The sequence below is a fragment of the Streptomyces sp. NPDC001852 genome (assembly GCF_042891825.1).
Lineage (GTDB): Bacteria > Actinomycetota > Actinomycetes > Streptomycetales > Streptomycetaceae > Streptomyces.
Genome location: NZ_JBIATN010000016.1, coordinates 187,369 through 210,572 on the forward strand (window position 1 = coordinate 187,369; position 23,204 = coordinate 210,572).

General features: G+C 69.8%; 21 protein-coding genes and 5 tRNA genes. 11 read left to right on the forward strand and 15 right to left on the reverse strand.

All coding sequences use genetic code 11. The features are described from left to right. Positions 1–6: 6 nt before the first annotated feature. A complete protein-coding gene (leuC, locus tag ACFYZB_RS27515; RefSeq protein ID WP_388763289.1) occupies positions 7–1,431 on the reverse strand; it encodes a 3-isopropylmalate dehydratase large subunit in 1,425 nt (474 codons plus the stop codon). Positions 1,432–1,639: 208 nt separating this feature from the next. On the opposite strand from leuC, the gene ndgR reads away from it, so the two are divergent. Beyond that, a complete protein-coding gene (gene ndgR, locus ACFYZB_RS27520) occupies positions 1,640–2,356 on the forward strand; it encodes an IclR family transcriptional regulator NdgR (protein WP_030649197.1) in 717 nt (238 codons plus the stop codon). A 77-nt stretch (positions 2,357–2,433) separates the two neighbouring features. Here ndgR and ACFYZB_RS27525 read toward each other — a convergent pair whose 3' ends face one another. Next, positions 2,434–2,943: a DUF4188 domain-containing protein gene (locus ACFYZB_RS27525; protein WP_388763317.1), complete on the reverse strand. Its 510-nt coding sequence runs from the start codon at positions 2,941–2,943 to the stop codon at positions 2,434–2,436. Between the two features lie 83 nt (positions 2,944–3,026). Here ACFYZB_RS27525 and ACFYZB_RS27530 point away from each other — a divergent pair, with 83 nt between their 5' ends. Further along, positions 3,027–3,671 (forward strand): MerR family transcriptional regulator, encoded by a 645-nt coding sequence (locus ACFYZB_RS27530; RefSeq protein ID WP_351216363.1) that lies wholly within the window; start codon positions 3,027–3,029, stop codon positions 3,669–3,671. 54 nt (positions 3,672–3,725) lie between these two features. Here ACFYZB_RS27530 and ACFYZB_RS27535 read toward each other — a convergent pair. The 8 genes from ACFYZB_RS27535 to ACFYZB_RS27570 all read right to left on the reverse strand — a co-directional run bounded on the left by ACFYZB_RS27535 (position 3,726) and on the right by ACFYZB_RS27570 (position 7,829). Further along, positions 3,726–3,798 (reverse strand) — tRNA-Glu (locus ACFYZB_RS27535). A 28-nt stretch (positions 3,799–3,826) separates the two neighbouring features. Then, positions 3,827–3,898 (reverse strand) — tRNA-Gln (locus tag ACFYZB_RS27540). Positions 3,899–3,919: 21 nt separating this feature from the next. Then, positions 3,920–3,992: transfer RNA gene (locus tag ACFYZB_RS27545), tRNA-Glu, on the reverse strand. 29 nt (positions 3,993–4,021) lie between these two features. Beyond that, a tRNA-Glu gene (locus ACFYZB_RS27550) sits at positions 4,022–4,094 on the reverse strand. A 21-nt stretch (positions 4,095–4,115) separates the two neighbouring features. Continuing rightward, positions 4,116–4,187, reverse strand: a tRNA-Gln gene (locus ACFYZB_RS27555). Between the two features lie 90 nt (positions 4,188–4,277). After that, entirely contained in the window at positions 4,278–5,009 is a 732-nt protein-coding gene (locus ACFYZB_RS27560; protein WP_388763291.1) for an HAD family hydrolase, read from the reverse strand. A 73-nt stretch (positions 5,010–5,082) separates the two neighbouring features. After that, on the reverse strand, positions 5,083–6,261 hold the full coding sequence (locus tag ACFYZB_RS27565; protein WP_388763293.1) for a restriction endonuclease subunit S: 1,179 nt from the start codon (positions 6,259–6,261) through the stop codon (positions 5,083–5,085). Next, the gene (locus ACFYZB_RS27570) at positions 6,258–7,829 is read right to left on the reverse strand and encodes an N-6 DNA methylase (RefSeq protein WP_388763294.1); all 1,572 of its coding nucleotides are present in this window, start codon (positions 7,827–7,829) and stop codon (positions 6,258–6,260) included. The genes ACFYZB_RS27565 and ACFYZB_RS27570 overlap by 4 nt, the downstream gene beginning before the upstream one ends. Here ACFYZB_RS27570 and ACFYZB_RS27575 point away from each other — a divergent pair. Beyond that, positions 7,828–8,112 carry a type II toxin-antitoxin system RelE/ParE family toxin gene (locus ACFYZB_RS27575; protein ID WP_388763296.1) on the forward strand — a complete coding sequence of 95 codons (285 nt, stop codon included), beginning with the start codon at positions 7,828–7,830 and terminating at the stop codon, positions 8,110–8,112. The genes ACFYZB_RS27570 and ACFYZB_RS27575 overlap by 2 nt on opposite strands. Positions 8,113–8,169: 57 nt before the next feature. Here ACFYZB_RS27575 and gltX read toward each other — a convergent pair whose 3' ends face one another. The 3 genes from gltX to ACFYZB_RS27590 all read right to left on the reverse strand — a co-directional run bounded on the left by gltX (position 8,170) and on the right by ACFYZB_RS27590 (position 10,754). Next, the gene (gene gltX, locus ACFYZB_RS27580; protein ID WP_388763298.1) at positions 8,170–9,654 is read right to left on the reverse strand and encodes a glutamate--tRNA ligase; all 1,485 of its coding nucleotides are present in this window, start codon (positions 9,652–9,654) and stop codon (positions 8,170–8,172) included. Further along, the gene (locus tag ACFYZB_RS27585; RefSeq protein WP_388763300.1) at positions 9,647–10,432 is read right to left on the reverse strand and encodes a fumarylacetoacetate hydrolase family protein; all 786 of its coding nucleotides are present in this window, start codon (positions 10,430–10,432) and stop codon (positions 9,647–9,649) included. Before ACFYZB_RS27585 ends, gltX begins: the two co-directional genes overlap by 8 nt. A 130-nt stretch (positions 10,433–10,562) precedes the next feature. Beyond that, positions 10,563–10,754, reverse strand: coding sequence for a hypothetical protein (locus ACFYZB_RS27590; RefSeq protein WP_351216374.1), 192 nt, complete (start codon positions 10,752–10,754; stop codon positions 10,563–10,565). A gap of 584 nt (positions 10,755–11,338) precedes the next feature. Between ACFYZB_RS27590 and ACFYZB_RS27595 the strand changes: the two genes are divergently transcribed. The 8 genes from ACFYZB_RS27595 (at position 11,339) to ACFYZB_RS27630 (ending at position 21,922) form a co-directional block, all read left to right on the forward strand. Then, complete coding sequence (locus tag ACFYZB_RS27595) at positions 11,339–15,133, forward strand: nitrate- and nitrite sensing domain-containing protein (RefSeq protein WP_388763302.1); 3,795 nt, start codon at positions 11,339–11,341, stop codon at positions 15,131–15,133. Positions 15,134–15,142: 9 nt separating this feature from the next. Next, the gene (locus ACFYZB_RS27600; RefSeq protein WP_023546525.1) at positions 15,143–15,556 is read left to right on the forward strand and encodes a roadblock/LC7 domain-containing protein; all 414 of its coding nucleotides are present in this window, start codon (positions 15,143–15,145) and stop codon (positions 15,554–15,556) included. 112 nt (positions 15,557–15,668) lie between these two features. Next, positions 15,669–16,067, forward strand: a complete 399-nt coding sequence (locus ACFYZB_RS27605) for a DUF742 domain-containing protein (protein ID WP_009190816.1) — start codon at positions 15,669–15,671, stop codon at positions 16,065–16,067. Further along, positions 16,048–16,623, forward strand: coding sequence for an ATP/GTP-binding protein (locus ACFYZB_RS27610; protein WP_184970470.1), 576 nt, complete (start codon positions 16,048–16,050; stop codon positions 16,621–16,623). Before ACFYZB_RS27605 ends, ACFYZB_RS27610 begins: the two co-directional genes overlap by 20 nt. Positions 16,624–17,017: 394 nt before the next feature. Further along, positions 17,018–20,269: a nitrate- and nitrite sensing domain-containing protein gene (locus tag ACFYZB_RS27615; RefSeq protein ID WP_388763305.1), complete on the forward strand. Its 3,252-nt coding sequence runs from the start codon at positions 17,018–17,020 to the stop codon at positions 20,267–20,269. Between the two features lie 10 nt (positions 20,270–20,279). Next, positions 20,280–20,693 carry a roadblock/LC7 domain-containing protein gene (locus ACFYZB_RS27620; protein ID WP_004983065.1) on the forward strand — a complete coding sequence of 138 codons (414 nt, stop codon included), beginning with the start codon at positions 20,280–20,282 and terminating at the stop codon, positions 20,691–20,693. 97 nt (positions 20,694–20,790) lie between these two features. Then, a complete protein-coding gene (locus ACFYZB_RS27625; RefSeq protein WP_351218429.1) occupies positions 20,791–21,360 on the forward strand; it encodes a DUF742 domain-containing protein in 570 nt (189 codons plus the stop codon). Continuing rightward, positions 21,341–21,922: an ATP/GTP-binding protein gene (locus ACFYZB_RS27630; protein ID WP_031224757.1), complete on the forward strand. Its 582-nt coding sequence runs from the start codon at positions 21,341–21,343 to the stop codon at positions 21,920–21,922. The genes ACFYZB_RS27625 and ACFYZB_RS27630 overlap by 20 nt, the downstream gene beginning before the upstream one ends. A 139-nt stretch (positions 21,923–22,061) precedes the next feature. Here ACFYZB_RS27630 and ACFYZB_RS27635 read toward each other — a convergent pair whose 3' ends face one another. Next, the gene (locus tag ACFYZB_RS27635; RefSeq protein WP_351218427.1) at positions 22,062–22,256 is read right to left on the reverse strand and encodes an acyl-CoA carboxylase subunit epsilon; all 195 of its coding nucleotides are present in this window, start codon (positions 22,254–22,256) and stop codon (positions 22,062–22,064) included. Positions 22,257–22,313: 57 nt separating this feature from the next. Then, on the reverse strand, positions 22,314–23,204 hold an 891-nt coding region (locus ACFYZB_RS27640; protein WP_388763308.1), incomplete at its 5' end, for an acyl-CoA carboxylase subunit beta.

Here is a 23,204-nt window from a genome sequence, read left to right on the forward strand (position 1 = left end):
GACTGATCAGACTCCAGCGGGCACAGAGGTGTCGGACAGGTCGGCGGGCGAGGCCAGGTGGCCCAGGACGGCGGTCGCGGCCGCGACCTGCGGCGACACCAGGTGCGTACGACCGCCCTTGCCCTGCCGGCCCTCGAAGTTGCGGTTGGAGGTGGAGGCGGAGCGCTCGCCCGGGGCCAGCTGGTCGGGGTTCATGCCGAGGCACATCGAGCAGCCCGCGTGCCGCCATTCGGCGCCGGCCTCCTTGAAGACCACGTCCAGGCCCTCGGAGACGGCCTGCAGACCCACCCGCGCCGAGCCCGGGACGACCAGCATCCGTACGCCGTCGGCGACTTTGCGGCCCTTGAGGAGCTCGGCGGCGGCGCGCAGGTCCTCGATGCGGCCGTTGGTGCAGGAGCCTACGAAGACGGTGTCCACCTTGATGGACCGCAGCGGCTGGCCGGCCTCCAACCCCATGTACTCCAGGGCCTTTTCGGCGGCCAGGCGCTCCGAAGCGTCTTCGTACGAAGCCGGGTCGGGGACGTCCGCCGAAAGCGGCGCGCCCTGGCCGGGGTTGGTGCCCCAGGTGACGAACGGCGACAGCTCGTCGGCCTTGATCACGACCTCGGCGTCGAACTCGGCGTCGTCGTCGGTGCGCAGCGTCTTCCAGTACTCCACGGCGGCGTCCCAGTCGGCGCCCTCGGGGGCGTGCGGGCGGCCCTTGAGGTACGCGAAGGTGGTCTCGTCCGGGGCGATCATGCCCGCGCGGGCGCCGGCCTCGATCGACATGTTGCAGATGGTCATCCGGGCCTCCATCGAGAGCTTCTCGATGGCGGAGCCGCGGTACTCCAGGACGTAGCCCTGGCCGCCGCCCGTACCGATCTTCGCGATGATCGCCAGGATCAGGTCCTTGGCGGTGACGCCCTCGGGCAGCTCGCCCTCGACGGTGATGGCCATGGTCTTGGGGCGGGCCATGGGCAGCGTCTGGGTGGCCAGCACGTGCTCGACCTGGGAGGTGCCGATGCCGAAGGCCAGCGCGCCGAACGCGCCGTGCGTGGAGGTGTGGGAGTCGCCGCAGACCACGGTCGTGCCGGGCTGGGTCAGGCCCAGCTGGGGGCCGACGACGTGCACGACGCCCTGCTCGACGTCGCCCAGCGGGTGCAGCCGCACGCCGAACTCGGCGCAGTTCTTGCGCAGCGTCTCCAGCTGGACGCGGGAGACCGGGTCGGCGATCGGCTTGTCGATGTCGAGGGTCGGGGTGTTGTGGTCCTCGGTGGCGATGGTGAGGTCGAGACGGCGCACCTGGCGGCCGTTCTTGCGCAGCCCGTCGAAGGCCTGCGGGCTGGTCACCTCGTGCAGCAGGTGCAGATCGATGAAGAGGAGGTCGGGCTCGCCCTCGGCGCGCCGGACGACGTGGTCGTCCCAGACCTTCTCCGCGAGTGTCCTACCCATCGCTTTCCCTCCGGCCGGCAAACGTCCACCGGCCCAACTAGAGATCTTGAGGATGCGGCGACTGCCCGTGTCCGGGCCCCATGAAGTCGTGATTCCGGGCGTCCGCCGCCGGGCCCGTTGGTCTGCGGGCCGCTGTGTGATTCAAGAGTGGCGCGTTCCACGGAAAATTGAACTTGCGTTTCACAGAGTGAGACGCAAGTATCGTTTCATGGACAACAGTAGCGGCGTCGGCGTTCTGGACAAGGCGGCCCTCGTCCTGAGCGCTCTGGAGTCCGGTCCGGCCACCCTCGCGGGTCTGGTCGGCGCGACCGGACTGGCACGACCCACGGCTCACCGCCTGGCCGTGGCCCTGGAACACCACCGCATGGTGGCACGCGACATGCAGGGCCGTTTCATTCTCGGCCCGCGCCTCGCGGAACTGGCGGCGGCGGCCGGCGAGGACCGCCTGCTCGCGACGGCGGGCCCCGTGCTCACCCACCTCCGCGATGTCACCGGCGAGAGCGCGCAGCTCTACCGACGCCAGGGTGACATGCGGATCTGTGTGGCCGCGGCGGAACGCCTGTCCGGCCTCCGGGACACGGTCCCGGTCGGTTCCACGCTCACGATGAAGGCCGGCTCCTCGGCGCAGATCCTGCTCGCCTGGGAGGAGCCCGAGCGCCTGCACCGGGGCCTGCAGGGCGCCCGTTTCACGGCGACGGCCCTGTCGGGCGTACGGCGGCGCGGCTGGGCCCAGTCCATCGGCGAGCGCGAGCCGGGCGTCGCGTCCGTCTCCGCGCCCGTGCGCGGCCCCTCCAACCGCGTGGTGGCCGCGGTGTCCGTCTCCGGCCCGATCGAGCGCCTGACGCGCCATCCCGGCCGTATGCACGCCCAGGCGGTCATCGACGCCGCCACCCGCCTCTCCGAGGCCCTGCGCCGATCGGGCTGAGCCCCGCCGACGGGAACGCCGAGGAGGGCCTGCCTCAACGCCGCGGCAGGCCCTCCTCGCTCCCCCGGTCCCCCCGGTCAGCCGGTCTTCTCGGCCACCGAGTCCTGCCGCGAGCGGTACGAGAACCGGTCCTTCGCATACCGGCCCCGCCTCTCCAGCGGGATCTGCCCGTGCGCGGCGGCCAGACCGAACGCGGGCATGTCGCCGTAGATCGCCTCGTACGAGCCCTCCGGCACGACGTACGCCTCGTGCCAGATGCCGACCTGCCCGCGCAGCTTCCCGGTCCGCTCCTTGCGGTTGAGCCGCGCCCAGGCCGCGTGGTGGAAGGCGTCGGGCGCGGTCGCGTAGGCGTACAGCTTCTCCTTGGACTCCCAGTACTGCACGACGTAGTACGTGCGCGGCGACGCCGTGAGCATCACCCGGCTGCGCAGACCCCGCGCGGGGTCCTTCTCCAGCTCCCGCAGCATGCGGAACATCGCGAGCATCACCGGCAGCCACACATGGACGGCCCAGAAGCGGTTGATGCGCATGCCGATCAGCAGGACGACGATCTCGCCCTTCGCATCGGCGGTCGTACGGGTCACCATGACCACTTCCCCCTCGTTGGTGAGCGGCGCTATCCGACTTCCCATGCTTGGATAGTGCCCGTATCCAAGAAGGAGCGCAAGAGATGCGGCTCGCCGAACTGAGCAGACACAGCGGTGTGTCCACCGCGACGATCAAGTACTACCTGCGCGAAGGCCTGTTGCCGCCGGGCCGCCAGCTCAACGCCACGACGGCCGAGTACGGCGAGGAGCATCTGCGCCGGCTGCGGCTGGTGCGGGCGATGATCCAGGTGGGCCGGGTGCCGGTGGCGAAGGTGCGCGAGGTGCTCGGGCACGTGGACGACGACTCCCTGCCCCGGACGATCCGCCTGGGCGCGGCGCTGTGGGCGCTGCCGCAGGTGCCGGAGCCGGACGAGGAGGACGAGTACGTCCAGGCCGCGCACCGGGAGGTCGACGCGCTTCTGGACGGGCTCGGCTGGCAGAACGCCAAGCAGCTCACGACCATCTCCCCCGCCTACCGCTCACTGGTGGTGGCCGTGGCCGCCTTCCGTCGGCTCGGTTACGGCTTCGGGGCCGAACTGCTCGCGCCCTACGCCGAGTTGATGCACCGGACAGCCGTCCTCGACCTGGACAACATGGAGACGTACCCGTCGGAGGCGGAGCGGATCGAGTTCGCGATCCTGGGGGCGATCCTCAACGAGCCGGTGCTGCAGGCACTGCACCGACTGGCCCAGGAGGAGGAGACCACGCGGCGGTACGGATTCACGTAGCCGCCGGGCAACGACGAAGGCCCCCCACCGAAGTGGAGGGCCTTCTCTGTTGCGTACCCCCGACCGGATTCGAACCGGCGCTACCGCCTTGAGAGGGCGGCGTGCTAGGCCGCTACACAACGGGGGCCTGGACGCTGCGTTTCCGCAGGTCCGAGCTGGTCTACCTGGACTCGAACCAAGACTAACTGAACCAGAATCAGTCGTGCTGCCAATTACACCATAGACCAATGATGGTTTAGACCAGTCAGTACCCCCGACCGGATTCGAACCGGCGCTACCGCCTTGAGAGGGCGGCGTGCTAGGCCGCTACACAACGGGGGCCCTAGCGATCCCGACAAGATCAGGATCAGTACCCCCGACCGGATTCGAACCGGCGCTACTGCCTTGAGAGGGCAGCGTGCTAGGCCGCTACACAACGGGGGCTTTGCAGATAAGCTCTGCGAGCTGGCCTACCTGGACTCGAACCAAGACTAACTGAACCAGAATCAGTCGTGCTGCCAATTACACCATAGGCCACTGGAACTCAAGCCCCTGCGGGGTTCTCGTTCTAGCTTGCTCCTCGGGGCTCCGGCCTTCCGGCCCGCTCCCCTCGGCGCAGGAAGAACATTACCCGAAGGTGGACGGGGCTCCAAAACGGGTATCCGCGCGGACGAGCGCGGGGAGTTCGGCGAGGGTCGAGATCCGGCGGCAGACGACCTCCCCGGCGGCCTGCACCGAACCCGTCCCACGATCGATCCACACGGACAGCAGCCCGGCCTCGGCTGCGCCCCGCCCGTCGATCTCCGGGTGGTCGCCGACGTACGCCACCTCGTGCGGAGGCAGCCGCAGCGCCTCGCAGACGGCCAGGAAGGCGCCGGCCTCCGGCTTGGAGACGCCCAGCTCGGCGGCGCACAGCACGACCTCGAAGCGGTCGAGGAGGCCGAGGGTGCGCAGCTTGCGCTCCTGCACCGTGATGCTGGAGTTGGACAGCACCGCGTGCCGGTGACTGGCGGAGAGGGCTTCCAGGGCGGGCAGGACGTCGGGGAAGAGACTCCAGGCGGCCTCGTAGTGCCCGATGTACCGCTGGAACCAGGCGTTGGCCTCGGCGTCGGTCAGGTCCGCGTCCAGGAAGACCCGCACGCGGTCGCGCCGCTGCCCCTCGAAGGTGACCTCCCCGGCCGAGAACCGCGCCCACTGCCGATCGGTGATCTCCCGCCACCGGGCGAGCGCCTCCTCGGGACTGCCGTATCCGGCGAGCAGCCCTTCCTCCACCAGATGCGCCCGCATGCCCTCACGGTCCGCGGTGGTGTAGTCGAAGAGGGTGTCGTCCACGTCCCAGACGACGGCTCGGATGGTCATGAGCCGACGGTAACGCCGAGGTGCGGGGTGCGTCAGGACAACGGCGATCACAGATCGTGACGGATGTCACACTCTACGCATCCCAGAGGGTGCCGTCGAAGGCGCGCTGCCGGACGGAGTCGAAGAGCTCGTCCAGCTTGGCGAGGTGCGCCGCCTGAGCCTCGCGCTGGGTGCGCACGCGGTGCAGAAGAGCGGCGAACCGCTGCTGCAGCCCGAGGGGTGGAACGGGCAGCGAAAGCCCCAGCAGTTTCCCCTTGGAAATGTTCACCATGGAAGCGGCGCTGCCCGACGCGAGAGCCTGGACACGCTTCCGCAGGGCCGGATGGGTCAGGGCGGCATGGAGGTACTCGGCCGTCGCACCCGAATCCTCCGCGAGCACCAGCCGGAAGACGAGATCCGGCAACAGCAGGCGCGCCCGGGTGGAGGTCACCAGCGCCGTGGCCGCCACCAGATCAGGGGTGTTCTTGCGCGAGAAGAGCAGGTCCCCGGCGCGCACTTCACAGCGCCGGTCGACGGCGAAGCCCTCCGGCAGCGCCTTGTTCTGGTCCGCGTCGTACACGCCCCGAGTCACCGCACCGAGTTTCAGGAGCCCCCACTCACCCGGACGTGCAGGGCGGTCCAGACAGCGGGGGCTCCTGCCGCTGTCGATGCCCGACAGCAGATCACCGAGCCTGCGCAGCTCCCATCCGCGCGGATTCCCGACGGGATCGCCGAACATGTCGAGGAAGACGGACCGGGTGAGCTCGTCGCACAGCTCCAGCGCCCGCTGACGGCCGGCCCGCAGAGCGTCCACCGCGTCCAGCACGCCGGCCGCCCTGGCCTGCTCCTCCAGCGACGGGCAGTAGAAACGCTCGGCGAGCAGGTCGGACTTGTTGACGTGCCGCATGGTCGCGCCGTGCAGATGCCGCTCGGCCTTCCTCAGGACGGCCCCGATCGCATGCCTGAGGTAGCGCTTGTCCACCACGGCACTGTCCGGCCGGACCCGGAAGATGTGCTGGTTCAGCAGGGCGACGTCGGGCCCCTGCCATGCGAAGACACCGAGGGTCGCCGACCAGGAGACCAGCAGGTCCCCCGGACGAACGTGAAACCTCTCCGGCACCTGCCGCGTCGTCCGGTTGAAGGGCTTCGTCGCGTCCGTCAGGTTCTGGATGCGGATGATCCGGGAGCCGTGTTCGTGCCAGTCCGCAGACGTGAAGGCGACACCGTTGGTGAAGGTCGCCACGTCACCCAGCGCCACGTGATCGGAGCTCACGCCAGCATCCCTTCGAGTTCCGCGGCACCTTCTTCGATCTCTTTGTTGAGACGCTTCAGATCGGCCAGGATCTCGGACGGCTCGCGGGTTTCGATCTCGTCGTGGACGATCTCCTTGTAGCGGCTGAAGGAGAAGTCGTAGCCGTTGGCGACGATCTCGGCCTTCGGCACCGTGAAGGACGGGGTGGTGCGGGGGCGTTCCCGCTCCGCGTCGGAGCGACGGAACCAGCGGGCGAGAACGTCCGGCAGGTTGTTCTTCTCGTGCTCACGGTCGGTGAGCACACCGGCCCCCGGGCGGACGCCGAGCTTGTCCTCGGCCAGGAGCGGGGTGCGCTTGTCGTCGAGCGAGAAGCCGTCGGCCCGGAGGTCGTAGAACCAGACGTCGTCCGTGCCGCCCGTGTCGGTGCGGGTGAAGAAGAGAATGGCGGTGGAGACTCCGGCGTACGGCTTGAAGACGCCGGCCGGGAGCTTGACGACCGCGTCGAGCTTCTGCTCCTCCACCAGCAACCTGCGCAGGTCCTTGTGCGCCTTCGTGGCACCGAAGAGGACCCCCTCGGGCACGACGACGGCGGCGCGGCCGCCCGGTGCGAGCAGGCGGAGGAACAGGGCGAGGAAGAGCAGCTCCGTCTTCCTGGTCCTGGCCGTGCGGAGCAGGTCGGGTGCGGTGGATGCGTGGTCCAGGCTGCCCGCGAACGGCGGATTCGCCAGGATCAGGGAGTACTTCTCCTCGTCGCCGAACCCGGCGCCCGCCCGGGACAGCGAGTCGCGGTAGCGGATGTCCGGGTTCGCGATCCCGTGGAGAAGCATGTTCATCGACCCGATGCGGAGCATGGTCGAGTCGACGTCGAAACCGTGGAACATCTCCTCGTCGAAATGACGGCGTTCCGCCGCGCCCAGCAGGTCCTGCCGGTGCTCGCGCTTGACGTAGGCCGCCGACTGGACGAGGAAGCCGGCCGTACCGCACGCCGGGTCGCAGATCGTGTCGCCCGGCCGCGGCCGGGTCATCTCCACCATGAGGTCGATGATGTGGCGCGGGGTGCGGAACTGGCCGTTCTGCCCGGCGGTCGCGATCTTGGCGAGCAGGTGCTCGTAGACGTCGCCCTTGGTGTCGCCGTCCTCCATGTGCTCGGCGATGTCGTCCAGCAGATTGACGACCTTGACCAGGAGGTTCGGGTCCGGGATCTCGAAACGGGCGCTTCGCATGTGGTGCGCGTACGTGGAGTCCTCGCCCCCCATGCGCCGCAGGTACGGGAAGACGCCCCGGCTCACCGCGTCGTACATGGCCTGCGGCTCCATGGTGCGGAGGTTGTGCCAGCGCAGGTCCTGCTGGTCCTCGGTGAAGAACGGCTCCGGGTCCGGGATGCCCGAGAGCCCGGCCGCCCGGTCCTTGGCGATCTGAAGGTCGTCCAGGCGCTTGATGAAGAGCAGGTACGTGATCTGCTCCATCGCCTGGAGCGGGTTGGAGACACCACCCGACCAGAACGCGTCCCAGACGCGCCCCACCTTGTTCTTCAGCCCACCCGTCATCACGCCCGGGAGTTTACGGGCCGTGCCGTAGCGTGGTGTCATGACCGAGTACCGCATCCAGTTCACCGTCGAGGCCCGTGCGGTGTACGACGAACTACCCGCAGAACGCCGGGCCCAGCTGGACAAGGCCGTGCGCATACTGGCCCGCGATCCGTTCCGGAAGAATTCGACCGCGCCGCTGGGCCCGGACGACAATCTGCGGAAGGCCTATGTGGCCCCTGGCGTGATGCTGGAGTACATGGTCGCCGGCGCGATCATGGTCGTCGTGGTGCTGGAGATCTTCGACGAGAGCTCCTATCTGATCGACGAAGCCGACGCCCAGTGACCCATGCGTGAGGGGCGGCACCCGGAACCCGGGTGCCGCCCCTCGTGCACAGGTCGGTCACGCGCTCAGCTTCGCCAGTGCCGTGTCGATGCGGGACAGCACCTTCTCCTTGCCCAGGACTTCCAGGGACTCGAAGAGCGGCAGGCCGACGGTGCGGCCGGTGACGGCGACGCGGACCGGGGCCTGGGCCTTGCCGAGCTTGAGGCCGTGGGCCTCACCGGCGGCCAGGACGGCCTCCTTCAGGGACTCGGGCGAGGTCCAGTCGGCCGACTCCAGCTTCTCGCGGGCCGTGCGGAGCAGGGCGTCGCTGCCCTCCTTCATCGCCTTGGTCCACGAGGCCTCGTCCTCGACCGGCTCGGCCAGGAAGAGGAAGTCGACGTTGTCGGTGATCTCGGACAGGACCTTCAGGCGGGTCTGGGCGTGCGGGGCGATCGCCTCCCACTTCGCCTCGTCGAACGCCTCCGGCGCCCAGGGGGCGAACGGGGCCTTCAGCCACGGGCGGCAGCGCTCGGTGAACTCCTTCACGTCCAGCATGCGGATGTGGTCGCCGTTGATCGCCTCGCACTTCTTCAGGTCGAAGCGCGCCGGGTTGGGGTTCACGTCGGCGATGTCGAACGCGGCGACCATCTCGTCGATCGTGAAGACGTCCTGGTCCGCCGAGAGCGACCAGCCCAGCAGGGACAGGTAGTTGAGCAGGCCCTCGGGCAGGAAGCCCTGCTCGCGGTAGAGGTTCAGGGACGACTGCGGGTCCCGCTTGGAGAGCTTCTTGTTGCCCTCGCCCATGACGTAGGGGAGGTGGCCGAACTGCGGGGTCTGCTTGGCGATGCCCAGCTCGGTCAGGGCCTTGTACAGCGCGATCTGGCGCGGGGTGGAGGAGAGCAGGTCCTCGCCGCGCAGGACGTGGGTGATCTCCATCAGGGCGTCGTCGACCGGGTTGACCAGCGTGTACAGCGGGGCGCCGTTCGCGCGGACGATGCCGTAGTCCGGCACGTTCTCCGGGGTGAAGGTCAGTTCCCCGCGGACCAGGTCGGTGAAGGTGATCGACTCGTCCGGCATCCGGAAGCGGACGATGGGCGTGCGGCCCTGGGCCCGGTACTCCTCGACCTGCTCGGCGGTCAGGTCGCGGCAGTGGCCGTCGTAGCCGGAGGGCCGGCCGGCGGCTCGGGCGGCCTCGCGGCGGGTGTCCAGCTCCTCCTGGGAGCAGTAGCAGTGGTAGGCGTGGCCGGCGTCCAGGAGCTTCCGGGCGACGTCCGCGTAGATGTCCATGCGCTGCGACTGCCGGTACGGCGCGTGCGGGCCGCCGACCTCGGGGCCCTCGTCCCAGTCGAAGCCGAGCCAGCGCATCGCGTCGAGCAGCTGGTGGTAGGACTCCTCGGAGTCGCGGGCGGCGTCGGTGTCCTCGATCCGGAACACCAGGGTGCCCTGGTGGTGCCGGGCGAACGCCCAGTTGAACAGGGCGGTGCGGACCAGGCCCACGTGCGGGTTACCGGTGGGCGAGGGACAGAAACGGACGCGTACGGGTGAGCCGGGTGCGCTAGCCACGCTTGACAACCTTGTTGGTGAGAGTGCCGATGCCTTCGATGGAGACGGCGACCTCGTCGCCGACGTTCAGGGGGCCGACCCCCGCGGGGGTGCCGGTGAGGATGACGTCACCGGGGAGCAGGGTCATGGCCTCGGAGATGTTGACGACCAGGTCCTCGATGGGGTGGATCATCTCGCTCGTACGGCCCAGCTGGCGCTGTTCGCCGTTGACGGTGAGCTGGATGGTGAGGTCGTTGGCGCGGTCGAGGTCGAGGCCGGTCTCCACCCAGGGGCCGAGCGGGCAGGAGGTGTCGAAGCCCTTGGCCCGGGCCCACTGCTTCTCGCGGCGCTGCACGTCGCGGGCGGTGACGTCGTTGGCACAGGTGTAGCCGAAGATCACGTCCTTGACGCGCTCACGCGGGACCTCGCGGCACATGCGGCCGATGACGACGGCCAGCTCGGCCTCGTGGTGCAGTTCCTCCGAGAAGGAGGGGTACTGGATGTCGTCGCCGGGCCCGATCACCGAGGTGGACGGCTTGAAGAAGGCGAAGGGGACGTCCGGGACCTCGTTGCCCAGCTCGCGCGCGTGCTCGCCGTAGTTGCGGCCGAACGCCACGACCTTGTTGGGCAGGACCGGCGGGAGCAGCCTGACCTTGCTCAGCGGCACCCTCGTACCGGACAGCTCGTAGTCCGCGAACGGGATGCCCTTGATGATGTCGAGGACGAGCTCGTCCTGCTTGTCGCCCTCGACCGCGCCGAAGGCTACGTTCCCGTCGATGGAGAACCTGGCGATGCGCACGGGATCCTTGCGCCCCTTACTGAGAACCGGCGTACTGACGCCCCAGGTTAACCGGTCGGACCGTGCGTTTCCGCCGGGAAAGAGCGGTCATACGGGTGGGGCCGCCGCCGTGCACCGGCAGCCCCGTCGGCTACTCTGCCGAGGCCGTCGCGCCGACCGGGACGTCCTCCAGGACCGTGCGCCGGGGGTTGGCCGTCTGGGCGGGAAGCTCGACGGACTGCTCCGGCAGCTCGGGCGTCTGCAGTTCGCCGGCGTCGTTCAGATGCGCCAGGGTGGTGCGGCGCGGGTTGGCGATCTTGTGGAACATCATCGTCGTCTTCACGGTTGTACGAGTCCTGGTTCTGTGTCGGCGGGCTTACAGACGCGTCCCTGTTGTAAAGCGTCAGGCTAAACATCCAATTCCCTGCCGAAGGCGCCAACTGCCTATGAGATCCGTGTGAGTTTGCTCACGACCTCGCGGACAATTCGGTCAAACCTGACCGGCAATCGTCCCCAACGAAACGGACATTGGACCCCTGAAGCCATCATTCCGCTCCTGATCATGGCGACTCAGACACCGGACGGCCGCCAGCAACCCGGCGACAACTCGCAGGGAAACGCCCGGTATGTCCGGGATCGGCCTCCACGGCTGGTGACGCGGCACTCACAGCGCGTCACGGAGGTCACAGCTAGGCACACGGCCCTTGTTGGAGATCCTGCACTGTGCTGGAATTCCACGGACCGCCGCAGGGATCGAGCCGGCGCACAAGGGGCGCGAAGGAGCGCCCAGCGGCGGCCGAGACAGGGGGGAACCAGCGCCGGTCACTCCAGACCACCGGGGGGCGTATTCAGGGCGCTCTCCACAACGCCGACACCGTGTCCCTCCGTTCGCGCGGAGGGGCGCCTGGTCCAGAGGTTGCGACGCTAGTGCAGGGACGTTTCAAGAGGGATGGCAGCGCTTCGGCGGAGCCGGAGTCGCACGACGGGACTGGCCCCATGAAGGGCAGCTCCTCGCCCCAGCACGCCCAGAACCCGGGCCCGGCCCCGTCGGCGGACGGCGGTGAGCGCGGCGGACGCCCCGGCGTGTCCGCCTCGTCGGCTTCCTCGGCGACCGGCTCCTCCGGCCCCGCCCCCACGCCGGCCATCAAGCCCGCCAAGGGCCCCAGCGGCCCCGGCTCGCGCATGGCCCTGCGCAACTGGCGCATCTCCACGCGCCTGGTGTCGCTGCTCGCGCTGCCCGTGGTCGCGGCCACCTCGCTGGGCGCGCTGCGCATCGACCAGAACATCACCGACATCCAGCAGCTCGACAACATGAAGCTGCTGACGGACATGACCAAGCAGGCGACCGAGCTGGCCGCCGCGCTCCAGGAGGAGCGCGACCAGTCCGCCGGTCCCCTGGCGCACGGCCTGAACGCGAGCGACTACACGGTCAAGGGCTACCGGGACAAGACCGACCGCGCCCTGGCGAACTTCGAGAACTCCACCCAGGAGATCGACGCCGCCAGCAAGGACGGCCAGCTCCAGGGCGTCCGCGACAACCTGGTCGGCATCTTCAACCAGCTGGACCAGCTGGCCAAGATCCGCAAGGGCGCCTACTCGGCGCAGGGCAACTCGACCCAGACGATCGAGTCCTACCACCGGCTCATCACCCAGCTGATCGACCTGTCCCAGGACATGGCCCAGGCGTCCAGCAGCCCGGAGATGATCTCGCGCACCCGCGCCCTGGCGGCCTTCTCCACCGCCAAGGAGTACGCCTCCGTGCAGCGTGCCACGATCGCCGCCGCACTGCCCGCGACCACGTCGACCAAGGGCAACCTCTCGACGAACGACCGCCTCTACGGCCAGTCGGCGTACCAGAGCGAGAACTCCGAGATCTCGATCTTCCGGAAGATCTACGCGAACAACAACGCCGAGGAACTCCTCAAGCCGATCGACGAGGGCAACCCGACGATCGAGTCCGCGGACACCTACGCCAAGCGCGTCTTCGACTCCCCCGACGGCCTGCAGAGCCTGAACGCGCGCTCGTACCGCGACTGGGTGGACGACAGCTCGACCAAGATCGAGCAGATGAAGAAGATCGAGCACACGCTGCTCGAGGAGATGGAGCAGAAGGCCCGCGAGCTGAAGAGCGCCACCCAGCGTGACGCCATCATCTCCGGTGCGCTGATCCTCCTCGTGCTCGGTGTGTCGCTGGTCGGCGCCTTCGTCGTGGCCCGCTCCATGATCCGCTCGCTGCGCCGCCTGCAGGAGACCGCGACCAAGGTCGCCCAGGACCGCCTGCCCGAGCTGGTCAAGCAGCTGTCGGAGTCCGACCCGCAGGACGTCGACACCTCCGTGGAGTCGGTCGGTGTGCACTCCAAGGACGAGATCGGCCAGGTGGCCGCGGCCTTCGACGACGTGCACCGCGAGGCGGTCCGCCTCGCCGCCGAGCAGGCCCTGCTGCGGGGCAACGTCAACGCGATGTTCACCAACCTCTCGCGCCGCTCCCAGGGTCTGATCCAGCGCCAGCTGTCGCTGATCTCCGAACTGGAGTCCCGCGAGGCCGACCCGGACCAGCTGTCCTCGCTGTTCAAGCTCGACCACCTCGCCACCCGTATGCGCCGTAACGGTGAGAACCTCCTCGTCCTCGCGGGTGAGGAGCCCGGCCGCCGCTGGACCCGCCCGGTCCCGCTGGTCGACGTGCTCCGCGCCGCCGCGTCCGAGGTGGAGCAGTACGAGCGCATCGAGCTGGCCTCCGTGCCGACCACCGAGGTCGCCGGCCGCGTGGTCAACGACCTCGTGCACCTGCTGGCCGAGCTGCTGGAGAACGCCACCTCGTTCTCCTCGCCGCAGACCAAGGTCAAGGTCACCGGCCACGCGCTGCCCGACGGCCGTGTGCTGATCGAGATCCACGACACCGGTATCGGCCTCTCCCCCGAGGACCTCGCGGCGATCAACGAGCGGCTCGCCTCGCCGCCCACCGTGGACGTCTCCGTCTCCCGCCGCATGGGCCTGTTCGTGGTCGGCCGGCTGTCCCAGCGGCACGGCATCCGCATCCAGTTGCGTCCGTCCGACTCCGGTGGTACGACCGCGCTGGTCATGCTGCCCGTGGACGTGGCCCAGGGCGGCAAGAAGCCCGCTCCGGGCAAGCCGGGCGCGCCCGCGACCGGTGGCCCGGCCGCCGCGCAGGCGGCCGCCGGTGCGGCCGCGGCCCGGCGCCAGGCGGCGGGCGGCGGCGCTCCGGCCGGTGGCGGTCTGCTCGGTGCCGGTCCCGCCCCGCGCGGCCAGGTCGGCGCCGGCCAGGGTCCGCGGGCCGCGCTGCCCGGCACCGGTCAGGGCAGCCGTCCCGGTGCCCGCGGTCCTCAGGGCGGCCCCGGTACTCCCGGCGGTCCCGGTCTCGGTGGCCCGCAGGGCCGGCCGGCGCCCGCGGGTGCCGGTACGGGCGGCTTCGGCGGTCAGGCGCCCGGCGCCCCGCAGGGCCTGCAGGCCGCGAACCCAGGCGGCCCGCAGCAGGACGCCTTCGGCAGTGACGGCTTCGGTGGCCGTGGCCCGCGGCGGCCCGGTGCCGGCTCCGACCAGGGCCGCCAGCCCCAGCTGCCGCCGCGCGACGGCCCGCGGGCCGAGCTGCCCGGCGGTGACCAGCAGTCGCGCACCCCGGACTGGGCCGACAACCAGGTCCCGCCGTCGCGTGCCTCGCTGGACGCCCCGCGCGGCCATGACGAGCAGAACCCGGGGCACACCGCGCGCATGCCGCGCGTGGACGACCGGCAGGGTCCGGGCTCGACCGCCGAGATACCGGCGGTTCCCCGGTTCGACGCACAGGGCCCGGCGGCCACGGGCGAGTTCCCGCGCCCGGAGCTGAACGGCCTGGGCGGCCCCCAGAACACCGGCCAGTTCGCGCGTCCGGAGAACCCGCAGCAGACGGGGCAGTTCGCGCGCCCCGAAAACCCGCAGCAGACCGGGCAGTTCGAGCGTCCCGGCGGCGGCGAGGCCTCGGGGCAGTTCGTCCGCTCCGACGTCTTCGGCACGCCGGCTCCGCGGCAGGACGACCCTGCCCGGAACACCGGTCAGCACACCGGTCAGTTCGCGGCTCCGCAGGGCTTCGACGGCGGCTACGACGGCAGCTCCACCGGCCGGCACGCGTTGCCCGGACGCCAGAACCCGTCCGGCACCGGTCAGTTCGAGCGCCCGCAGCCGGCCGGCCGGGACGGCTTCGGCGCCCAGCGCCCGCAGGCCCCGGCCCCGCAGCAGCAGCGTCCGGCGCAGCGTGAGCCGGAGGCACTGCCGCCGGCCAGCGGCCCGGTCGACGGCCGTACCCCGCTGTACGACACGCTGGAGACCAACTGGTTCCACGGCGGTCCGCAGCAACAGGAGTCCGCGCCGCAGCAGCCGGTGCCCGCCCCGGCTCCGCAGCGCCCCGCGGCCCCGAACGGGAACGGCTCCACCACCGGCTCCTGGCGCACCTCGCCGAACGACGAACTCGTCCGCCAGGCCGAGCGCGTCCGGCAGCCCGCGTCGGGCGGCGTCACCACCTCCGGCCTGCCGCGCCGGGTGCCCCGGGCGAACCTCGTCCCGGGCACGGCTCAGCAGCAACAGCACCAAGCCGGTCCGCAGGTCTCGCGTGCGCCCGATGACGTACGCGGACGGCTGACCAATCTCCGTCGGGGCATCGCTCAGGGCCGTCAGGCCGGCAGCGGCCAGACCGGCAGCTTCCCGAGCCCCACTCACCAGCAGGAGCGTTAGTTGAGTCCGATGAGCCAGGCGGCACAGAACCTGAACTGGTTGATCACCAACTTCGTGGACAACACCCCCGGGGTGTCGCACACGGTGGTGGTCTCCGCCGACGGCCTTCTGCTGGCGATGTCCGAAGGTTTCCCGCGGGACCGCGCCGACCAGCTGGCGGCCGTCGCGTCCGGGCTGACCTCCCTCACGGCCGGGGCCTCCCGGATCTTCGAGGGCGGCACCGTGGCGCAGACGGTCGTCGAGATGGAGCGCGGGTTCCTCTTCCTGATGTCCGTCTCGGACGGGTCGTCCCTCGCGGTCCTGGCCCACCCCGAGTGCGACATCGGTCTCGTCGGCTACGAGATGGCACTGCTCGTCGACCGCGCAGGGGCGGTACTCACCCCGGACCTGCGCGCCGAACTCCAAGGAAGTCTGCTCCACTGAGCGCCTCTGGCACCACCCACCACACCAAAACACCGTCCGGCCGCCACAATCCCCCCACCGGCCCCCGACAGACGGCTTGACCGACCGACTTGCTGTCCCGCCCGGAGGATTCATGACCCCGCCCACCGCCCATCACGATCCGTACGCGGAACCGTACGGGGACGAGGGCGACCAGCCGCTGGTCCGTCCGTACGCGATGACCGGCGGCCGGACGCGGCCGCGCTATCAGCTCGCCATCGAGGCGCTGATCAGCACCACGGCCGACCCCGCAGCGCTCATGGGGCTGCTCCCGGAGCACCAGCGCATCTGCCACCTGTGCCGTGAGGTCAAGTCGGTCGCGGAGGTCTCCGCGCTGCTGGCCATGCCGCTCGGGGTGGCCCGGATCCTGGTCGCCGACCTCGCCGAGGCCGGCCTGGTCGCCATCCACCAGCCGGGTGGCGACGAGAACAACGGCGGCGCACCGGACGTGACGCTGCTCGAAAGGGTGCTCAGTGGACTTCGCAAGCTCTGACGCGGGCCGGGCCACCACCTCCGCGAAGATCGTGGTGGCGGGCGGCTTCGGCGTGGGCAAGACCACGTTCGTCGGCGCCGTCTCGGAGATCAACCCGCTGCGCACGGAGGCCGTCATGACGTCCGCTTCGGCCGGCATCGACGACCTCACCCACACCGGGGACAAGACGACCACCACGGTCGCCATGGACTTCGGCCGCATCACCCTCGACCAGGACCTGATCCTCTACCTCTTCGGTACGCCGGGCCAGGACCGCTTCTGGTTCATGTGGGACGACCTGGTACGCGGTGCGATCGGCGCGGTGGTGCTCGTGGACACCCGGCGCCTCGCCGACTGCTTCCCCGCCGTCGACTACTTCGAGAACAGCGGCCTGCCGTTCGTCGTCGCCCTCAACGGCTTCGACGGCCAGCAGCCCTACGCTCCCGAGGAAGTGCGGGAGGCGCTGCAGATCGGACCGGACACCCCGATCATCACGACCGACGCCCGGCACCGCGCGGACGCCAAGAGTGCGCTGATCACGCTGGTCGAGCACGCCCTGATGGCACGGCTCAAGTAGCACACACGTGCGTACTCAAGTACGTCGTCACATACGGCAGTTGTCGTAAAGGAAGCCGGAGCCGACTGTGGCCTTTGACACGGTCGGCTCCGGTGTTCATAACAGTTCGGCAGAGGAATCCCCCGGCATCACCACGCGACGCGGTCGCGCCGTACCGCTGTGCTCACAATCGCCCCGCCATTTGCCGGGGCTCGCTCTTTATGACCGTTTTATCTGGGCCTTACAAGAGCATCACTCCGGGGTTTCCGCTGTTTGGAAGAGCACTGGTCCACGTGCTGGAATGCCTGAACTGCCCAATAGTCAAAGACGTACCTACCGAGGGGTCGATGACGAACCGGGCTCTGAGAGACTGCGGCACGACGTAGGTGCCGACCGCCGAGAGGTTGTTGGTCGAGTGAGGCGAAGCAAGAACGGTCCCGAGCCGTCGGCACGGGGCAACTTCACCCCGCCGCCGCGCGCTGCGGCGCCCACCCCTGTGACCGGTGCGGATCCGGCGGCCGCTCCCGCGCCGAGCGGCGGCCGGTTCTCCCCGCGCAACTGGCGCGTGCCGACCAGACTGAACGCGATCCTGCTCATACCCGTGGCGGTCGGTCTCGTCATGGGCGGCTTCCAGGTCAAGACCTCGATCGACACCTGGCAGCAGGCCCGCGACGCCGAGAACACCGCCCGCCTGGTACGCGCCTCGCTGTCGTACGCCGACGCGCTGTACAACGAGCGGGACATCACCACCGCCCCGCTGCTCAAGGGCCCGCTGGAGACCGCCAAGGACAAGGCGACCGTCACGGCGGCCCGCAACGCGACCGACCAGGCCGCGGACGCCTTCGACCAGGCCGCGCAGAACATGCCGCACAAGTCCGGCCTGGAGCGCCGGCTGAAGCTGTTCCGCGAGGCCGAACCCTTCCTGCAGACGCTGCGCGCCGGCGCGTACACCTCCAAGTTCACCGGTGTGCAGACCGAGGAGGGCTACGTCAAGGTCGCCCACCCGCTGATGGAGTTCGCCAACGAGCTCGGCCTGGGCACCGGCAACATCACCTCCTACGGCCGTACGGTCTACGCCATCTCGCTCACCAAGGCGGCGCTGTCCCTGGAGCGGTCGATCGGCATGCACATGCTGGTCAGGCCGGGACCGGACGCCCCCAACCTGGCGACCCAGCGCGTCTCCCTCTCCTCCTACGCCTACCTGGAGGGCATCGCCGTCGAGGAGTACATCGGCGGTGGCACCGAGGCGGACGCGGCGAAGCTGGACGCGGAGAAGAAGGACATCCAGACCAAGGCCGTGGCGATGGCGCAGCAGGCCAAGGCCAAGGACCCGAACTACGTGGCACCGCCGTCCGACCCGAAGGACATGGTCACGGCCCTCGCCACGCTGGACTCCACCAGCCCCGCCGCACGTCAGCAGCTCGCCCTCAAGGGCATCACCCCCGAGAACTGGTGGGCGGTCAACACCCTCAAGTTCGACGCCTACCGCCAGATCGAGTCGGACATGGCCGACAAGGCGGTGAACGAGGCCTCCGGTATCGCCGACGACGCCAAGACCTCGGCGTTCATCACCGGTGCCGTGGTCGTGGTCGCCCTGCTGCTGGCCTTCATCCTGGCCGGTGCCGTGGCCCGCCAGATGAGCCGCTCGATGCGCCAGCTGCGCAACGCCGCCTTCGGCATCGCCGAGCAGCGGCTGCCGATGCTGGTCGACCAGCTCTCCCGCACCGACCCCGGCCGGGTCGACACCCGGGTCGCCCCGATCCCGATCACCACCAAGGACGAGATCGGCGAGGTCGCCCGCGCCTTCGACCAGGTCCACCGCGAGGCGGTCCGGCTCGCCTCCGAGCAGGCCCTGCTGCGGGGCAACATCAACGCGATCTTCACCAACCTCTCGCGCCGCAACCAGTCGCTGATCGAGGGCCAGCTGACCCTGATCACCGACCTGGAGAACAACGAGGCCGACCCGGACCAGCTGGAGAACCTCTTCAAGCTGGACCACCTGGCCACCCGTATGCGCCGCAACGGCGAGAACCTCCTGGTCCTCGCGGGCGAGGAGCCCGGCCGCCGCTGGGACCAGCCGGTCCCGCTGGTCGACGTGCTGCGCGCCGCCTCCTCCGAGGTGGAGCAGTACGAGCGCATCGAGCTGTCCGGCGTCCCGGAGGCCGAGATCCACGGCCGCGCGGTCACCGACCTCGTGCACCTGCTGGCCGAGCTGCTGGAGAACGCCACCACGTTCTCCTCTCCGCAGACCAAGGTCCGCGTCACCGCGACCCGTCTCCCCGACGGCCGCATCATGATCGAGATCCACGACAAGGGCATCGGCCTGACCGCCGAGGACTTCGCGGACATCAACCACAAGCTGGCCAACCCGCCGACCGTGGACGCCGCGATCTCCCAGCGCATGGGCCTGTTCGTGGTCGGCCGGCTGTCCGACCGGCACGGCATCCGCGTCCAGCTGCGCCCCTCGGGCGAGCAGGCCGGTACCACCTCGCTGGTCATGCTGCCTGACGCGATCACGCACGGCGGTGGCGGCGAGGCCCCCCTGGACCGCGATGAGTTCACCGTCTCGCAGATCATCCCGGAGCAGCAGTTCCAGGGTGAGAACTTCAACCAGGTGCAGCCGATGCGCACCGCCGCCGAACTCGGCTTCGACGACAGCCGGTACGCGGACGTCCCCGACGACCTCCGTGATCTGGACCCGGTCGGCCGCTCCCTGATGCGCGAGGAGCGCCGGGCGGCCCTGGAGACGCAGACGCACGGCCAGCAGCCGGGCCGGCCCCAGCAGGAGGCCGTCGAGCCCGCCGGGTACGAGGACCCGCTGCGGGGTGGGCAGCCCGCCTACCAGGAGCAGCAGCCCCGGTACGAGGAGCCCGCGTACGGGGAGCAGCAGGCCGCGTACCAGGAGCCGTACCAGGAGACCTACGCGGAGCCGTCCGCGGCGTCGCACGCGTCGTCGTACGAGAAGCCGTACGACGAGCAGTTCTACGCGCCGAACGGCGAGCTGCCGCAGGCCGACGCCTTCTCCGCGAACGGCGGCTACCCGGACCCCGCGTACGCGGAGCCGGCCGCGAGCCCGTCGTACCAGGACGACTGGCCGCAGCAGCCCCAGCAGGACGGCTACCAGAACGGCTATCCGGCCCATTACGCTCCGGAAACGGAATCCTCGCAGGCCGCTGACGCGAGTGAGCGGAACCGCGTAGGCTTCGACCGTCCGGGACCGGCCTCTCCCGCCGCCCACGAGCTGACCGACGCCGGGCTGCCCCGCCGCGGATCCGTCGCGAGCGGCTCCAACGGCTCGGGTACCGCGGGTGGTACGGCGCGCGTGCAGCAGGAAGCTCCGGCACCGGGCAACACTCCGGCGGCGGGCGGCGACAACGGCTGGCGTTCGCAGAACGACGAGCGCTGGCAGCAGGCGTCGCAGCTCCGGAAGCCCAAGGCAGGCGGGGTCACCGCCTCGGGCCTGCCGCGACGGGTGCCCAAGGCCAACCTGGTCTCGGGTTCCGCCGAAACCACCCCCCAGGGGGGCCCACAGGTCTCCCGCGCCCCGGAGGACGTCCGGGGCAGGCTGAGCAACCTGCGTAGGGGCGTCCAGCGCGGACGCAACGCAGGCAGTGAAACGAACGGCCAGGGCTTCGGTCCTGACAGCACCTACAACCAGGAGCGTTAGTGTGAGCCCGATGAGCCAGGCGGCACAGAACCTGAACTGGTTGATCACCAACTTCGTGGACAACACCCCGGGGGTGTCCCACACGGTGGTGGTCTCCGCCGACGGACTCCTTCTGGCGATGTCCGAAGGCTTCCCCCGCGACCGCGCCGACCAGCTCGCGGCCGTCGCCTCCGGTCTGACGTCTCTGACGGCAGGCGCCTCCCGCATCTTCGAGGGGGGCAGCGTGAATCAGACGGTTGTGGAGATGGAGCGGGGATTCCTCTTCATCATGTCCATCTCCGACGGCTCGTCGCTCGCGGTGCTGGCCCACCCGGAAGCGGACATCGGCCTCATCGGGTACGAGATGGCCCTCCTGGTGGACCGTGCGGGCACCGTCCTGACGCCGGATCTGCGTGCGGAGCTCCAGGGAAGCCTTCTCAACTAATTAAGGGACGATGCGTAATTCAGTCCCGGGGCCGTAAGGTTTCGGGACGCGGCTCCACACGGATGGGTGCCCGGCGCAGTCGGAGGAGGAGAAGAGAGTGGCAACACCCCCAGGCGGTTCGTCTTCGGGCAACTGGTCCTACGGCCCTGCCCAGGGCCAGGACGGCGGTTCGGCGAACCGGTACAACTTCCCCTCCGCCCCGAGCCACCGGCAGCCGTACGCCCCGCAGGGGCCGGGCCCGTCGCCGTACGACCAGCCCCCGGCCCCGCGCATCCAGCCGGTCCAGCCCCAGCGCCGCCCCGAGCCGGCGCCGGCCTCGGCGTCCAACAACCCCCTGGTGCGTCCGTACGCCATGACCGGCGGCCGGACCCGCCCGCGCTACCAGCTCGCCATCGAGGCGCTGGTGCACACCACCGCCGCTCCGCACCAGATGCAGGGCCAGCTGCCCGAGCATCAGCGGATCTGCAACCTCTGCCGAGAGATCAAGTCGGTAGCCGAAATCTCCGCGCTCCTGACAATTCCCCTCGGCGTGGCCAGGATCCTCGTCGCCGACTTGGCGGAGGCGGGCCTGGTCGCCATCCATCAGCCCGGCGGCGACGAGAACGCCGGTGGCCAGCCAGACGTGACACTGCTCGAAAGGGTGCTCAGTGGACTTCGCAAGCTCTAGCGGCGGTCCTTCCCGCTCCACCACCTCCGCGAAGATCGTGGTGGCGGGCGGCTTCGGCGTGGGCAAGACCACGTTCGTCGGCGCCGTCTCGGAGATCAACCCGCTGCGCACAGAGGCCGTCATGACGTCCGCTTCGGCCGGCATCGACGACCTCACCCACACCGGGGACAAGACGACCACCACGGTCGCCATGGACTTCGGCCGCATCACCCTCGACCAGGACCTGATCCTCTACCTCTTCGGTACGCCGGGCCAGGACCGCTTCTGGTTCATGTGGGACGACCTGGTACGCGGTGCGATCGGCGCGGTGGTGCTCGTGGACACCCGGCGCCTCGCCGACTGCTTCCCCGCCGTCGACTACTTCGAGAACAGCGGCCTGCCGTTCGTCATCGCCCTCAACGGCTTCGACGGCAACCAGCCGTACAACCCCGACGAGGTCCGCGAGGCTCTCCAGATCGGCCCCGACACCCCGATCATCACGACCGACGCGAGGCATCGGGCCGATGCGAAGTCGACGCTGATCACCCTCGTGGAGCACGCGTTGATGGCCCGCCTGCGCTAGCCGATCGTTCGTGAGAACCCCGCGCCCCCTGGGGGCGCGGGGTTCTCTGTATGCGCGCGTACACACCAAGCGCGTACACACCAAGAAGGTCCCCTCCACAGCGGAGGGGACCTTCAGGAACCGGCCGAAGCGGCGCAGCCTAGTGCCAGCTGTGCGGCGCGCGGAAGCCGCCTTCGCGTTCCAGGCGGCGCCAGCCGGCCTTGGCGCGGCCGCGGCGGGTGCGGGCCGAAGGCGTCGGCTGGGCGGCGGCGCGGGCCAGGAGGACGGCCGTGATGGCGGCGACTTCCTCGGGCTCGGCGTGGCCCTTCTCGACGCGGATGTCAGGAGTGCTCATGGGTGTCAGTCTCCGTGAGAGAGAGGTCCGCGGGGTTGCCGCGGCGGGTCCGCTGGGTTACTGCGGGGGGTTGCCGTGCTTGCGGGAGGGCAGGTCGGCATGCTTGGACTGCAGCATGGCCAGGGACCTGGCCAGGACCTCGCGGGTCTCGGCGGGGTCGATGACGTCGTCCACGAGGCCGCGCTCGGCCGCGTAGTACGGGTGCATCAGCTCGGCCTTGTACTCCTTGACCATCTTCTGCCGCATGGCCTCGGGATCCTCCGCCCCCGCGATCTGCCGGCGGAAGATGACGTTCGCGGCGCCTTCCGCGCCCATCACGGCGATCTCGTTGGTCGGCCAGGCGTAGGTGAGGTCGGCACCGATCGACTGGGAGTCCATGACGATGTAGGCACCTCCGTACGCCTTGCGCAGGATCAGCGAGATCCGCGGCACGGTCGCGTTGCAGTAGGCGTACAGCAGCTTCGCGCCGTGGCGGATGATTCCGCCGTGCTCCTGGTCGACACCGGGCAGGAACCCCGGCACGTCCAGGAAAGTGACGATCGGGACATTGAAAGCGTCACACATCTGGACAAAGCGCGCAGCTTTTTCACTCGCCTCGATGTCCAGCACGCCCGCCAGGACCTGCGGCTGGTTGGCGATGATGCCGACGACCTGGCCGTCCAGCCGGGCCAGGGCGCAGATGATGTTGCGCGCCCAGCGCTCGTGGACCTCGAGGTACTCGCCGTCGTCGACGATCTCCTCGATGACCCGGGTCATGTCGTAGGGCCGGTTGCCGTCGGCCGGGACCAGGTCGAGCAGGACGTCGGACCGGCGGTCCACCGGGTCGGAGGAGTCCACCCGGGGCGGGTTCTCGCGGTTGTTCTGCGGGAGGAGCGAGAGGAGGTAGCGCACCTCGTGGATGCAGGTCTCCTCGTCGTCGTACGCGAAGTGGCAGACGCCGGAGGTCTC